11 protein-coding genes are annotated in these 14,463 nt (G+C 40.2%); all 11 read right to left on the reverse strand.

Translation table 11 applies throughout. The annotated features are described in order from the left end of the window. Positions 1-3 precede the first annotated feature (3 nt). Entirely contained in the window at positions 4-627 is a 624-nt protein-coding gene (locus UFO1_RS21005) for a YjbH domain-containing protein (protein ID WP_038673961.1), read from the reverse strand. Positions 628-908: 281 nt separating this feature from the next. Then, positions 909-1,931 carry a UDP-3-O-(3-hydroxymyristoyl)glucosamine N-acyltransferase gene (gene lpxD / locus UFO1_RS21010; RefSeq protein ID WP_038673963.1) on the reverse strand — a complete coding sequence of 341 codons (1,023 nt, stop codon included), beginning with the start codon at positions 1,929-1,931 and terminating at the stop codon, positions 909-911. Between the two features lie 30 nt (positions 1,932-1,961). Beyond that, positions 1,962-2,381: an OmpH family outer membrane protein gene (locus tag UFO1_RS21015; protein WP_038673965.1), complete on the reverse strand. Its 420-nt coding sequence runs from the start codon at positions 2,379-2,381 to the stop codon at positions 1,962-1,964. Positions 2,382-2,483: 102 nt separating this feature from the next. Then, on the reverse strand, positions 2,484-3,422 hold the full coding sequence (locus tag UFO1_RS21020; RefSeq protein WP_038673966.1) for an OmpH family outer membrane protein: 939 nt from the start codon (positions 3,420-3,422) through the stop codon (positions 2,484-2,486). A gap of 68 nt (positions 3,423-3,490) precedes the next feature. Next, positions 3,491-3,964 carry an OmpH family outer membrane protein gene (locus UFO1_RS21025; RefSeq protein WP_038673968.1) on the reverse strand — a complete coding sequence of 158 codons (474 nt, stop codon included), beginning with the start codon at positions 3,962-3,964 and terminating at the stop codon, positions 3,491-3,493. Positions 3,965-4,069: 105 nt separating this feature from the next. Beyond that, positions 4,070-5,263, reverse strand: coding sequence for a hypothetical protein (locus UFO1_RS21030; RefSeq protein ID WP_236639270.1), 1,194 nt, complete (start codon positions 5,261-5,263; stop codon positions 4,070-4,072). A 167-nt stretch (positions 5,264-5,430) separates the two neighbouring features. Further along, a complete protein-coding gene (locus tag UFO1_RS21035; protein WP_038673970.1) occupies positions 5,431-7,197 on the reverse strand; it encodes an outer membrane protein assembly factor in 1,767 nt (588 codons plus the stop codon). Between the two features lie 19 nt (positions 7,198-7,216). Then, positions 7,217-7,774 carry a hypothetical protein gene (locus UFO1_RS21040; protein WP_038673972.1) on the reverse strand — a complete coding sequence of 186 codons (558 nt, stop codon included), beginning with the start codon at positions 7,772-7,774 and terminating at the stop codon, positions 7,217-7,219. A 154-nt stretch (positions 7,775-7,928) separates the two neighbouring features. Continuing rightward, positions 7,929-8,567, reverse strand: a complete 639-nt coding sequence (locus UFO1_RS21045; protein WP_038673974.1) for a sigma-70 family RNA polymerase sigma factor — start codon at positions 8,565-8,567, stop codon at positions 7,929-7,931. A 15-nt stretch (positions 8,568-8,582) separates the two neighbouring features. Then, on the reverse strand, positions 8,583-12,899 hold the full coding sequence (locus UFO1_RS21050) for a translocation/assembly module TamB domain-containing protein (protein WP_038673975.1): 4,317 nt from the start codon (positions 12,897-12,899) through the stop codon (positions 8,583-8,585). Positions 12,900-13,110: 211 nt separating this feature from the next. Then, the gene (locus UFO1_RS21055; RefSeq protein WP_038673976.1) at positions 13,111-14,403 is read right to left on the reverse strand and encodes a TolC family protein; all 1,293 of its coding nucleotides are present in this window, start codon (positions 14,401-14,403) and stop codon (positions 13,111-13,113) included. Positions 14,404-14,463: the final 60 nt, after the last annotated feature.

Here is a 14,463-nt window from a genome sequence, read left to right on the forward strand (position 1 = left end):
TGATTAATTCGTAAAGCTAATTCCTACATAACCGTCGTGATTGCGCCAGCCTGCATCTAGTTTAAGGCCAGGTACAATGGACATACGGGCTCCATAATTCATGTTTTTGCCATCATATTCGGCGATTAACGTTGTAGCAGGGAAGGCATTGTTACCTGTTAAGATACTGACTGGATTAATGGTTTTCTCAATACCGGCAAAGACACCATCAAATCGTCCATTACCTACGCCAGCGTGTATTCGAAAGCCCAAAGGTAAGGCTTTGCTTGCTACAGCATAGGATGAGCGCTTATTATTATTGCCTATGTCTTCTACACCAACGGCTAGACCTGGGCTAAGTACAGTTTCAGGCACCAATGCGAATTTCGCATTCACAAGATTCTTGTTTTGCTGTCCATCATAACGAAAACCTGCCACGCCAAGTTCTAAATTAGGAGCTATGTTAGTATTGAATATACCTACACCACCATCTTTTAAGTGGTAATACCCTAATGAAACTTGGCCTTCACGCAATACATCCGCGGAAGGATTATTAATAAGGCCGGTAGAGCCATTTACTGATGGCGCTGCAAATACAGGCGCAGACGCCAGCAGTAATATACTGATTCCAAATAAAACTTTTTTCATGAAATTTTCTCCTTAAAACAATTTAATTTGAGAACGTAACTATATAGATATTCCCCACGCCTCGCCACATTCCTGCCAAGCTTGTCTAGGTAATATTTGTGTAGTGTGCAGTGCTTAAAACGTAAAGAGTCTTGAACCGCAGAGGCACAGAGGACACAGAGAAGAAACGGGATTAAATACAAAACTCCCTCTTTGTGTTCTTTGTGTCTTTGTGGTTCAATTCTTCTTTATCACTATCTTCTATAAATCTTTTAAATTTAAAATAGAGGCAATAATTGCCTCTATTTGTTGGTTTCTATCGCGTTTAGGCGTTTTTCTAAATCGCGGATTTTTTTGATTAAGTCAGGGATCTTATTGATACCAGCTTCCCCGCGCAGCCATTCCTTATGAGGCTTGGCTGGAAACCCTGCAAGGAAGGAACCCGCTGGTACATCGCTAATGGGAGCCGACCGCGCAGCAAATACAGAATTATCACCAATCGTTATATGTCCTGCGCAGCCTGTTTGCCCCGCAAAAGTTACATGATTGCCAATCTTAGTACTGCCAGCAATTCCTGTTTGTGCCACTAAAAAGCAATCTTCACCAACTACCACATTGTGAGCTAAGTGCACTAGATTATCAATCTTCGTACCTCTTTTAACAATGGTACTGCCCGTTGTAGCTCGATCAATTGTTACATTGGCTCCTACTTCCACGTCGTCTTCGATGATCACGTTACCTACTTGCGGCACTTTTTGATGACGGCCACCTACTGTAATAAAACCAAAACCATCGCTACCGATTACCGCTCCACTATGAAGAATAGTCCGGTTACCAATCTGACAATATTCCCTTACTGTAACGTTCGGATAGATAATACTATCATTACCGATGGTACTTTCTACACCGATATAACTATGAGGGTACACAACGGCATTGTCACCAATCTTCACATGATCAGCAATCACAGCATAAGCCATTATCGCCGAATTTTTCCCAAGAGTCACATCTTTACCAACTACTGCCGTAGGATGTACGCCAGGTTCCACAAGAATGGTAGGTGTAAATACTTTTAATAATTCGGTAAATGCAACTCTTGGATTTTCCACCATAATGGCTGGTTTGGCAAAGTCCGTTACCGAATTTGGTATAATAACAGCAGCAGCATCCGATAAAGCTGCTTTATCCAGGTGAGGTGGTACTGCAAAGGCAATATCCGTTGCACCAGCATCTTCGATATTTGTAACGCCACTAATTTCAATATCACCATCGCCTAGTAAAATGCCATTTACCAGGTTAGCAATTTCGCTTAACTTCTTCTTCAATGGAAATCCTCCCTGGACTGCTAAAAATTCTTATTGGAGTTGTTTAATGACTTCATCTGTAATGTCAGTACCGCCTTGGGCTACACCATTTTTGTATAAAACTACACTCAATTTTTTATTTTTCGCAATACCGTCTAGGGTTTGTTTTATACTCGCATCAATTTGGCCTTCCATATCTTGCTTGGTTTTCATGAATTCTGCATATAAAGTTTCTTGTTTCTTTTGAAAATCAGCTGGACTTAGTGATGCTTTATCTTTTTCTAATTGGTCGCTAAGTTCTTTCCCTTTGGTATTCAATTGATCTTGAAACTGTTTTACCTTCGGACTCTCTGTCATTACCTTATTCACATCAATTACCCCAACGTTGTCACCGCTTGACATACAACCGCCCAAAAGAGCCGCAGTAAGTACTATTAAGAACAATAAAGCAATTTTTTTTCCTTTTTTCATGGTAAGTCCTCCATTTTTTCTACTTTGTTATTTCCTAAAAGGATTGTCGTAGCATTTCATCTACATAATTTGTAACATTCGCTACTATTATATACAATTTTATTACTTATTACACTCTGCAATTACTGCATCTGTTATGTCCACACCACTTACATTCACCAGAGCATTCGTTAATACCGCATCAAAGCCTCGCTCAACAGCAACTTTACCTGTTTTATCTTTAATATTCTCTATGATAGAGTCTTGTAAAGTTCGCATTTCTTGCTGCTTCATTACTAATTGCTCTGAAAGATCATCGTCTACGAGTTTTGTGGTATCTGGTATGGTTGCTTGCTGTGCACTGCGCACTGCCAGTTCTGCCTCTTTCGCAGCAGCTTGCTTAGAAAGTTCTTGGTTCAGTTGGTTACTATAGGCTCCTAGCTCTTCTTGCACAGCAGCTTGTTCAGGTGCCATAGATTGCTCCATTTGTTTTACTAACTGAGCTTGTTTTTCATCCATCTTTTTAGCATACTGATTTTGTAGGGTTTCTAATTCCCCTTGTAGGGAAGTAGTTTCCTCTTTTGTCAGCTGCACTGTTTTCAATTTAAGTTGCAAATTAAAAATTTGCGGCTGGAACTCTTTATCCACTGCTTCGGAGTAGACTTTAAGCTCCTCCGATAGAGTTTTATGCAGGGCTGCTTCTTTAGTAGCAAGCCTTGTATTCATTTCCTTTTGTTTCACTGCCATCTTTTCATTGTACTCTTGTTCAAATGCTTTATTTAATTCTGCCATATTACCTTGCGGCATTTCAGGCATTGTCTGATTGCTTTGATTCTGCTGCGCTAACGCCGCCTGTTCTACCTTAGCTGCTATTGTGTTTGCTTGTTTCTCCAAGGTAAGGAACTGGTTGTATTTAGGATGTCCTTTTACAGCTTTGTTCATATCAATTATACCCACTTGGGGCTGAGCTGGCGCTTTAGTGTCTTGGTCTTTTTTGGTACCGCATCCGGCGACAAGCATCATCAAAGCTAGCGTCACAATAAGAAACCTTCTAGTAGACACCAAGATCACCTCTTTCTAATAAAGAACCGAGCTGGTCAAACCTGCTCGGCCATACTACATTTTTTTATTTACTTCGCGTTTAATTTCTTGCCAACTTCGTCGGTAATATCCTGACCACCAAAAACAACATTGCTCTTATCCATGACAACTGCTAAACCTTTTGCATTAGCTACTGCTTTAATTGCATCATCAACTTTGCTATATACAGGAGCAATTAATTCTTGTTGTTTCAAGGACAATCTTTGTTGTACTTGCGCATAAAAATCTTGTTTTTCTTTATCATTCATGGTAGCTGATTTCGTTTCGAAATCTTTTCTTGCTGATTCTACTTCAGCCTGCATTGTTTCTTGGGCTTTCGCCATATCAGGATGCTGAGAAACCAGAACTTGATAATTAACAACACCAATATTTGAGGAGCTGTTGGCGCTTGCCGCATAGGATTTACCGCTTTGGGATAAAGCCAAACCAACGATACCCAACATAAAAAATACTGCTATTGCCAAGGACACAAACTTAACTTGTTTTTTATCAAATTTAAGCACAAAAACCCTTCTCTCTGCCTACCGGCATCAAATTTTTACCTTTTAATTATAACAGGGTACACTTACATATTCAAGGCATTGCTTGTAAAAGAAACTATATAGTTTCTACAAATTTCCAATTAATCGCAGCCATTGATCATCTTTCGTAATAATATATTCTGCACTTAAGAAATCGTGGAGTTTGTACCGAATGCCTAGCTCATTGTAACCATTCTTGGGAGTGCGTTCTAGACGTAATGCCCAATTGGATTTTAGCTCTTGCTGAAGCCATAATCTATCCTGTGCACTCTTTGTATCGTATTTCAGTCCCAATGTGGTACTAGAGCCAATCTTATGTCCCCACCCAGGAACAAACTCCCAGGCGACGGTACTAGGAATGAAGTTTACTTCTACAAAGGCTTCATCACGCTTGCCGATAAACTTTCCAAAGTGCAATCTAGCCGAAGTATTATCTTGCCGTCGTCCCATGTCCAAATAGCCTTCTAGGGTAACTTTGTATTTATCTGTTTCTACCTTCAACGCAATTTCAGTGTCAACTCCAGGATTAAGCCGGGGAGTAACTTGCAAACCATACTTTTTAGCTAAAGGCTGTTCAGCAACAGTGGATACGAGTTGCGTAGTGAAATAATCACGGTGTCTTTCAAGAAAAGCCACAGGTAAACCAATAAGGTTCTTACTTGTATCATCCATCGTCGGGCGTGCAGCGGCTAGTAAAATATTTGGAATCGTTTCTGACCTAAGAGATACATGTACATCCTGCACTACCGTTCCGATGGGCGATAATGACACTTTCACAAGAGTATGGGTCCCGGGGATGACTTCTATGTTAGCTCGAAACTCTGGCAACTGAGTGGATAGCATTTCTCTTGTCGCTATTTTCGATAGCCCTCCTGCCCAGTCTACCGCATCAACTGGCAATCCGATCAACACATCACTTACTTTTTCTTCTACATTCCCCATGTCTTGTTTAATCAGTTTCACTACTTCTGCCGACAAATTACCAAAATCATATTCCACTGCTACCCCTTGTACCACATCTCCCCATGGAGCCACCTCTACTGTTAAAGTAGTATTCCCACTAGGGGCAAGAGTAACGGATTGCACCGAATATCCAACTAAGACTCGATCAAATATTTCTTTGATCAGTTTTTCATAAGAAGCCTTACCTTCTACAACTTCACTGATCTTACGACCAACCACCATCTGCTCTCCTACAGTACCCACACTGGCAGCCATACGTTTGGCAATCTTGGGAGGTGGCATTTGACTAGAAACAATGGTAACTGTTACTTTCTCCACTTCATCAGAGGCGTGGGCCACTCCTGACAATAGAAAAAGACATAGGAATGCAGTTATACAAACAAGACTAAAGGGATTCCTATTAATGATAATGCACCTCCTCTTAGTTTACCATATTATAGATTTTCGGAGTCAGGTCATAGACCTGACTCCGAAATAAAGTTAGCTTAGAATTGTCCACCAAAGCTAAAGTGAGTTTTCGCACCTTGACCGCCTTTAGCGTAATCAAGACGAATGGGGCCGATTGGTGTAGAAACACGAATCCCTACCCCGACACTAGCCTCTAACTCATTGAGTTTATATCCTTCACCAGTCCAGGCTTTACCAATATCACTAAAGGCTACACCCTCTACTTTACTAGCGATAGGGAAACGATATTCTGCTGTAGCAGCAAGCATTTTATCACCTTTAAATTGGTCATCGCGGTAACCACGAAGAGTATCTGAGCCACCTACGGCAAAACGGCCACTGTCTGGCATTTTACCATCAGCATAACCTACTGTTCCCCGTAGTGCTACAACTTGTGCATGTCCTACTTTAATATAGTTGCGAGATTCCGCAGTATATTTATTGTAGTTAAAGTCACCTCCAAGGGTTTTCCCAGCGAATTCTGCAGTCAGGGAAACTCGGTTGCCTTCTGTTGGACTAAACACATTATCCCGAGAGTCATAGACACGCATCAAGCTGATGCTGTTCGTGGTACCAAAGTTATCTTTTAAATAGTTTGGATGGTTTCCCATAAAGGTTGTAGTGGCTGTATCAGTTTGTACACCACTATAATCCACACCTGATACCCACTTTACATAGCTATCATCACGATGTTTCAAGGTAATATAATTCTGAGTATATTCTCCTTGAGGACGTCCTAAAGTAACATCAAAACCTCTACGATTTTTGTCATAGGTAGATCTGGTGCTACCATCATCTTCATAATCATTATACTCATTTGTCATGTTGTAGAAATTAAAGCCAAGAGAGGTTTGTTTGGCATCTAGCCAAGGACGAGTATAGCTTACGGAATAGTTCCGATTGCTTGCCGTACCACCAAACTCCCAGTGTAAGTTAATTTTGTCTCCTGTTCCGCGGAAATTGTCGTCACCAAGTTCGATGATACCAATCATACCGTCGGATTTACTGTAACCGCCCCCAATGGAGAATTTACCCGTTTTTTGTTCCACTACTGTGGTTTCAAGAACGATTGCATTGGGTTCTTTACCAGGATTCAGTTTCATATTTACATCTTCAAAATAGCCAAGGTTGTACACCTTTTGCATACTACGTTTGGCATCTTTCACATTGAAGGGCTGATTTGGTTTCAACTTCATTTCACGAGTAATAACATAATCCTTAGTTTTCTCATTTCCTTTAATTTGGATGCCTTCCAATACCCCTTCATTGATGGTAATTGTCAGTACACCACCAGTACCCATTGCCACATCACTTACCTTAGTCAGGATAAATCCTTGGTCATGGTAATATTGTTCAATGGCTCTTACATTTTCATTCAAAGTTTTCGAATTTAAGATACTGCCTTTAGTAACTTTCAGCATACTACTTAGCTTGTCTGTTGACACCTTCGTATTGCCTTTAATAATGATATCTTGCAATACCGGGTTTTCCATCACTGTATAAACTACCTGAACTCCTTCTGGAACTTCATTAAAGTTGGATACTACATCAAAAAAAGTACCTAGTTCATAAATAGCCTGCATATCTTGTTTGATTTTCTCCGCTGTTAACGTTTCACCAGGTTTCACTTTCACTACATCCATGATCGTCTTTTCCGCCACAGTAGCATTTCCCGTTATAGAAACGGAAGTGACTACTTTACCAGTAGGATCTGCGGCGTAAGCAGGAGACAAAATGGAGAAAACAAGACTGAGACTAAAGATAGTCGCAAGTAGTATATGCCTATAGTTTTTTTGGATTTTCATGCATAACCTCCTTTTTGTCTTACTGGCCGCGTAATGATTTTCCGGCGGCCCGCACTAATTTTTGCATTTCATCTGGTGATACAGAAACGGATGATTCTCCTTGAGAAGAGGGCTCAGACTTTTTTGTCTGACTAACTACATTATTGGTAGTAACTTTTCTTACTGGCGGAATATCTTCCTTGACGACTGCCTTCTCTTCCGGTTCTTTTAAAACGGGAGGATTCGGTTCCGCCTTGCTATTCCAGGGTATCTTGGATTCCACTGGTAGGCTCGATTTTTCTACCAAAGGAACAGGTACAACACTTTCTGATTGATGGTTCCACCAATACAATCCACTCAAACCAATTGCCATCACTGCTGCGCATAACAAGGCAACTCCATGACGCAGGGCAATGTACTTGTAGCGCCAACGCATAGAGCGGTTGGCTTCTTTAACATGTTGAAGTTCAGCTTGGGCTAACATCAAATCCAACTCACCACGGATGTCTTTTTCCTTATCAAAAGCTTCTTCTGCTTTTGTTAGCCATCCTTTTGCTGAACGCAAGTGCTGATCAATATTCTTTTTTAAATCAGCCATATGCAACACCCCTATTATAAACAATATATATAATCCTGCAAAGAGGCCAGATTATGGTCATTGAATATACGGCAAAAATGTTTATATTCGGAGATTAGCTGTCGTTACTATGAACATGCACCCTATATGTGCCCTTTTCCTCATTGTTTGGCAGTTACCAGTTCTGCATAAACCTGGATAACATACCACGGATACGTTTTATACCTTGCTTTTGCAAGCGGTAAATATGAGAAATACTTACATCTAAACTTTCAGCCAATTGTTTTGGTTCACAATCCTCTAAAAAAACGCCACTTAATACAGCATGTTCGTTACTCGGTAAACGGTTCATCGCATTCTTTACCTGCTCTATAAGATAGTTATGCTCCGCCTGACTAGAAACACCAGCTTTCGTGTCTATCAAAATATCCCTTAGGGTAATATCTTGCTCACTAGATAAAGGACTATCAATACACACGACACCGAATTTCCCTTCTCGCTCCATGTAATTGAGCATACGACCACGAATTCGTTGCGTAGCATAGAGGCTAAAAGCTACACCTCGCTTATGATCATATTTCTCCACTGCCTCAATTAAACCAACAGTTCCTTCTTGGATCATATCCATCATTTTAGTCTCATCCAAGCGCCAGTTAGATGCTACCTTAAATACTAAAGGCTGATACTGTTCAATGATCTTACTTCGACATTCTAAATTTTCCTTTTCTTTATACCCCTGCCACAAGTTCTCCTCTTCTTCTCTTGTTAGCAACTCTATTTTTTTCAGTTCTTTTAGATATTGATTTAAAATCATCTTAATCACCCTTCTTTAAAACCTAAACCTCGCCTCTGCCCCAAGCCATGTTTCATTCTGGTCATCAATTGAACCTGTTATATTGAGGCGTCTGTTTATACTATAGCGAAAGGATAGCTCACTTTTCGTATGATCCACGCCCACGATATAGTTTATTAGTAATTTATCAGTTAAATATTTACTCATTTGCAAATTATAAACTTCCCGGTTGACTGTAGAATCCTCATTTTTATCTGCAGAGCTTTTTTTGACAATATTGGAGGTGGTATCTCTAATAAAACGAAACTCATCCAAACCTAATGCATTTCTCAAACTACCTTCTACCTCACTAACAAAGCGCATTTGTAAACCGGCATCAAGGGCACTAACAAGTTCATCTCGTCCGATTTCCGAATTTGCACCATTTTGTTTATCAAAATAATGGCTGCGCAGAGTCAGGAGAGATAAGATTTCCTGCTGATTCATCGCTGGCTCCGAGGTTAAACTAAATTGCATTGTCCTAGCTGGGCCACTTACATTCAGATTTACCAAGGTCTGTTGCAGACGAGTCTGAGCACTTAGCTTAACGATAGGTTCAAAAGAGGCATATTGCCTGAATTCAACGCTGGCTTCATTGACTTTAAATTGAGTCCTAAGGTAACTGACAGTACCACGAATCCCAATAATATGTCCTGTAACATCCGGCTCCATCATGCTTCCCCCAAATTTCACCCGTCCAGCAGCTAAAATATCATATAGATAAGGGTTGTAAAAACGCACTTTTTTGCCGATTGCAACTTCCACATCTAAATCCATATTCAACTCAGATTCCTTGATTTCGGGAATAGTGGGAATATCAATCATGTCATTTTCAAACAACAGTTTACCTGCCAGTTTTGCCTTACCTCCATCATGGCTAAGCTTCAATTTGCCATCAATAGGTCCTGTAAAGTATTTACTGCGAATAACAGGTTTATCCAGTAACAAGGATATATCATAGTCAGCTAAACCTAATCCCCTTATTTTGGTGGTACCTGTGACACTGTATAAGCCGCTTCCCATATGTCCATCAAATTTCTTAATATTTATTGTATCACCTTCAAAGGCAATATCAACCCCCACTTTTTGGATAGGGTCTTTCAGTGCTGTTAATTTTAAGGTTCCATCATTGACAGTAATATTACCCATCAGTATTGGTTGTCCTAAGGTCCCTGTCACAGTAATTTCGCCTTGTGTTGGGCCTTCAGCCCATGCGACTTCTTTTGTTAATAGGGACAAAATACTTAAATTGGCTTGGTCCAAACGTACTTTGAGATTCATTTCCTCCCCACGATTTCCTTGTTGCCTACCATCTTGACTTAATGCCGCAACTGGAATCACCCCATAGGCGCTGGCTTGGTAAGGACCCTTTTTTAATAAGACTTGATTCACATGGATAATTTCGTTGTCTAAGATCAATAAGCCATACAAAGAATCAAAGGTAGCATTCCCTACTCCGCCATTGGTAATATCTAAGGATAGCGCTGTATGGGGATTATCGGAGAATCCAGAAACTTGAGCTGCAAACTCTAATTTGCCTGTAGGCTTTACGCTGGTATTAAAGAAGGCGGCCACTAATCCGGCATCAATATCCCTGCCGCCTATTTCTAAATCAAGGGGACCATTTTTATTCAAATCTGCAGTGCCTTGTACCATAACAACCCCTGCACCTTGATGTACAGTAAAATCGTTAACGGTAACCTTATTATTTTCCAATCTAACATCAATCGTAACCGCTTCTAGCGGATAGTTCTTAATACTTCCCTCTTTTAAATCTCCTGTTACGTGGATGATGGGCTTATCCATAGTCCCATTCATTTTAATCTGTCCGTTAAGGAGACCACGAACTTCTTTGTCTCCTAATTTGCACATTGCAATGATTGGTTTTAATTCTCCATTTTCTACATCAAGAGTACCATACATTTCTCCCGAATCTAGAGTAAAGCCACCAGAAAAATTAAATTTGCCCTTGCCTTGCTGAAAAGAAATCGCGGGGATATTTACTTCATTTCCAGAAACTGCGATGGTACCTAGGACGCCAGTAAATGTTTGGTTATTAAAGGATAATGCATCCGCGGAAAGTTCACCAGTAAAGTTAGGAATGGCAGGAGTGCCTGTCAATTTCCCTTTAAATTTTGCCTTCCCTGCGGCTGTATATGGAATCTTGCTAGTAATATTGATTTTCGCAAGATCAATATCTTGGGCTACTACATCAAAATTTAAATCATTATTGGGTGAAATACTACCTGACAACTGGATCTGTGTACTGAGTGACTGAATAACAAAGTTATTAATTGTTGTTATCCCTAGCTCCCGTTTGTAAAAACCTGTTCCTTTTGCAAGGAGTTGCCCACGAAAACTACCATCTGTCAGGGTAATATGTCCATCAATAGTGAGATTATCCAAAGGACCTTTTAAGGTCATTTCATTATCTACATTACCTGTCAATTTTTCACCTGGCGCCAACAAAGCTATCAGAGTTTCCGCTCTAGCTTGCTGGGAATTGACTACCATATTAATTTCCTGCTGCCCTGTTAGTTCTAAGGTTCCCTGTATTTTATGTTTGGTTACCCCGTAGGTCATTTCAACGTTTTGTAATGCAATTTTCTGAGGATTCAAGTAAAGACTTCCAATGATTTGGGTAAAGGGTTGGTACAAAATCTCCCCATTATCAGCCCTAAAGTTGGCTGATAGTTCAGGAGCAGTAAGCGTGCCATGAATTTCCCCATCAAACTGGCCTATTCCTTCAACTTTCTTCCCAAGCTTTTCTCCTAAGAGTTGTAATGGTATTCCTTGTCCATATACCTCTAGCTGCATATTTTGCCCTGTAATTAAACCTTTGGCGGTAACCATGCCTTGCCCCAAGCCAACATTAAAATAATCGACTGTAACATTACCACTCTGGTAATAAAAGCCACTAGCAAGAGAGGTAAAACTTGTACCACTATATTTTCCCTGCTCCATGGCTAGGTTGCCCTGTATCTTGGCATTTGCCAAGGGTCCTGTACCTGTAATTACTGCCGTCCCATCCACATAGCCACTCATAGAGGGTATCATCTCAGCTAAATTCTGCGTATCAATGTGCTGCCCTTTTAAAGCAAGCTGGTAGCTAGTGGTTTCTGGTTCTACTTGACCTGATATAGTAACATGCCCGCTAAAGACATCCGCATCTAGTTGATGAATGGTTATTTTTTTATCCGCCATATCTAACTTGGCCTGTACATCAGATACTGGATAGCCTGCAATTTCTCCCGTCTTCATTCCTACATTACCAATAACAGTAGGATTACTGGTAACGCCTGTGACTCCAGCCTCAAAGGATAACTTACCGTTGATTGGAATATTTTCCCCGAGGACTCTAGGATCAAAATCAGTAGAAGCCACTGTTAAATCCAATATTGGCTCACTGGCATCTATACGGACACTACCACGCACAGCGATTGGCTGATCAAAAACTTGGGTTTTAGCAAAAACGTATACTTTTTTATTAGTAAAAGTTATGCCTCCATCTATTTGACGCAAGGGTACACCGTCAATATCTACATCCGCCTTTTTGAGCTGTGCTTCACCAGCCCATTCTATATTGCCTTTGTCATAAGCGGCAATAACTTCTACTTTTTCTGCACTACCGCCTACCAGATTGATAGGGCCATCCGCTGGGCATAATGCTTGGTAGTCAGCCAACATCAATTGATCTACCGTAAGAGTTACCGTACTACGGCCTTGGGTATTGATTGTTCCTTGACCTTTCAGCGCCGCTCCATTATGGAAAGCCTGAAGCTTTAGTTCTACTCTTGGTTTATTCGCAAAATCTAAAGTACCATTTAATTCTTCGAACTCCCATGTGGTGCTATAAGCATTTACAATTGCTTTACCCTCTACTAACTTCACTTTGCTGGTTAAAGGGGACTGCGTAGTTTTACTTTGGTTTAATACATCTTCAATATTCCAATGCCCATCTTTTCTTTGGGTAAGCCAAATAATGGGTTTTTCTATCTGTAAATCGGAAATAGAGCCCACTACATTTTGTCCCCATAAAATATTCCAAGGGCTATAGGAAACAATAATTTTATCACTGGTAGCTAATTTTTCTGCTTGTTTATCGTAAATCGTAATATTATGTATGGTCAAACTATTGTAGGAAGTAACCTCAATATCCCCAACAGTTACTAAACTTCCTAACGCAGAAGCTAACTCTTCACTTAGTATATTCTGAGCTCCAGTCATAACTTCTTGGCTTCTAGTCAGCCAAAAAATACTACCAGCAACAAGAAGCATACCTACTATTATTACTGCAATGATTTTCTCTTTCATTTTAGCCTCCTGATTCACCTCATAAGGCGTTCATAACAGCATATACTTCTACACAAGAAGACCAGCTTCCTTTATCATCGCTTGAATTTATTCTATCCGGGTGAAAGTAATATATTCCATGTAAATGGAAATCAACGCGTAATACCAAGAATGTCATTTTCGGTTTAAAAAAGAGCTGGGATGTCCCATCCCAGCTCTTAACTATTATTTTTTATTTCTTCACCTCTACCACAGGTACACCCATGGCTTTGATTAGGCTGGCTTTGTTTGTATTGAAATCATACATGGCTTGGATATAATTATTCTTCGCTGTCGTCAAAGCAACTTGGGCATCAATTACATCCGTGTTAGTTCCCACGCCCGCGCTATAGCGAACTTGAGCAATTTTGAAATCTTCTTCTGCCTTTTCTACGGCAACTTGGGTAGTGTCAATTCGTTTTTCTGCTTCACTCATATTCAAATAAGCTTGACGCACATCTAATTGCACCGTATCCTTCGTCTGTCTAGCCTGCTCTATAGCCTTTACCACTGCTGAATCTGATTGCTTAATTTTGGCATTGGTTACGCCAGAATCAAAAGGCGTCCAAGTAGCTGCTAAACCGATTGACCAGGTATTATTATCCGCACCAGGAAAGTCCTTATCCTTCCAACCAGTTTTAGCTGTCGCACTTACCGTTGGTAGCTTTCCAGCCTTAGAGCTTTTAACAGCTTCTTTTGCCACGTCAATGCTATAATCGGCCTGAAGGGCTTCTGGCCGATGAGTAAGAGCATATTGAATACTGTCGGCTAATGTCGAGGCATACTTTTCATGTTTTAATTCATCTTTTACTATGACGTCCGTATCTAAAGGTAAACCAATTACATTATTTAAATTAGAAACTGCTAAATCATAAGCATTTTTTGCTTTAATTAAAGCTTGCTGATTATTTGCTAATTCTACTTCGGAACGTAATACATCGGATTTTGCTACCGTCCCCACAGCATATTGAGCCTGCACATTCTTCAAATGTACTTCCATTTGATCAACGGCTTCTTGGCTAACCTTAAGGGAGTTCTTGGTTTGCAAAATTGTAAAATAATCATTAGTAGCATCCAATTTTATCTTTTGTTTGCTCTGTTCTACAGCAGAGTCAGCTACTTTTAGCTTAATTTTTGCCGAGGAAATATCACTTTCTGTCTTGCCACCAGTATATAAATTTACTCCTAAAGATACTGTAGTAGCATAATCAGTATCAGCATCAGCACCCGAATGAAAAAAATTATCACTATGCGCTACTGTTAGTGCGGGTAAGTGTCCACCCTTTGCTACATTAATTTGCAGTTCTGCACTTTTTCGGTCCGCGTCTGTCATCTTGATTGCAGGATTACTGTTTAAAGCCATGGCAATGCTATCTTCTAAAGTTAGCTCGACTGGTGCCGCTAATGCAACCACCGTATTTAGCATTAGTAATCCACCAGTTAACGCTACTGCTAAACGTTTTTTCCAATGAGCATGTTTTATCATGTAAAAATCCCCCTCAATTCGTCGAAACAGTCTTGACTGTTCAGTCAATACATTTCAATT

Origin of the sequence: Pelosinus sp. UFO1, assembly GCF_000725345.1 — a bacterium.
Classification (GTDB): Bacteria; Bacillota; Negativicutes; order DSM-13327; family DSM-13327; genus Pelosinus.

Excerpts from the sequence above, each read along its gene's own strand:
- UFO1_RS21005 (WP_038673961.1), bottom strand. The coding sequence starts at position 627 with ATGAAAAAAGTTTTATTTGGAATCAGTATATTACTGCTGGCGTCTGCG.
- UFO1_RS21015 (WP_038673965.1), bottom strand. The coding sequence starts at position 2,381 with ATGAAAAAAGGAAAAAAAATTGCTTTATTGTTCTTAATAGTACTTACT.
- UFO1_RS21035 (WP_038673970.1), bottom strand. The coding sequence starts at position 7,197 with ATGAAAATCCAAAAAAACTATAGGCATATACTACTTGCGACTATCTTT.
- UFO1_RS21040 (WP_038673972.1), bottom strand. The coding sequence starts at position 7,774 with ATGGCTGATTTAAAAAAGAATATTGATCAGCACTTGCGTTCAGCAAAA.
- UFO1_RS21045 (WP_038673974.1), bottom strand. The coding sequence starts at position 8,567 with ATGATTTTAAATCAATATCTAAAAGAACTGAAAAAAATAGAGTTGCTA.
- UFO1_RS21050 (WP_038673975.1), bottom strand. The coding sequence starts at position 12,899 with ATGAAAGAGAAAATCATTGCAGTAATAATAGTAGGTATGCTTCTTGTT.
- UFO1_RS21055 (WP_038673976.1), bottom strand. The coding sequence starts at position 14,403 with ATGATAAAACATGCTCATTGGAAAAAACGTTTAGCAGTAGCGTTAACT.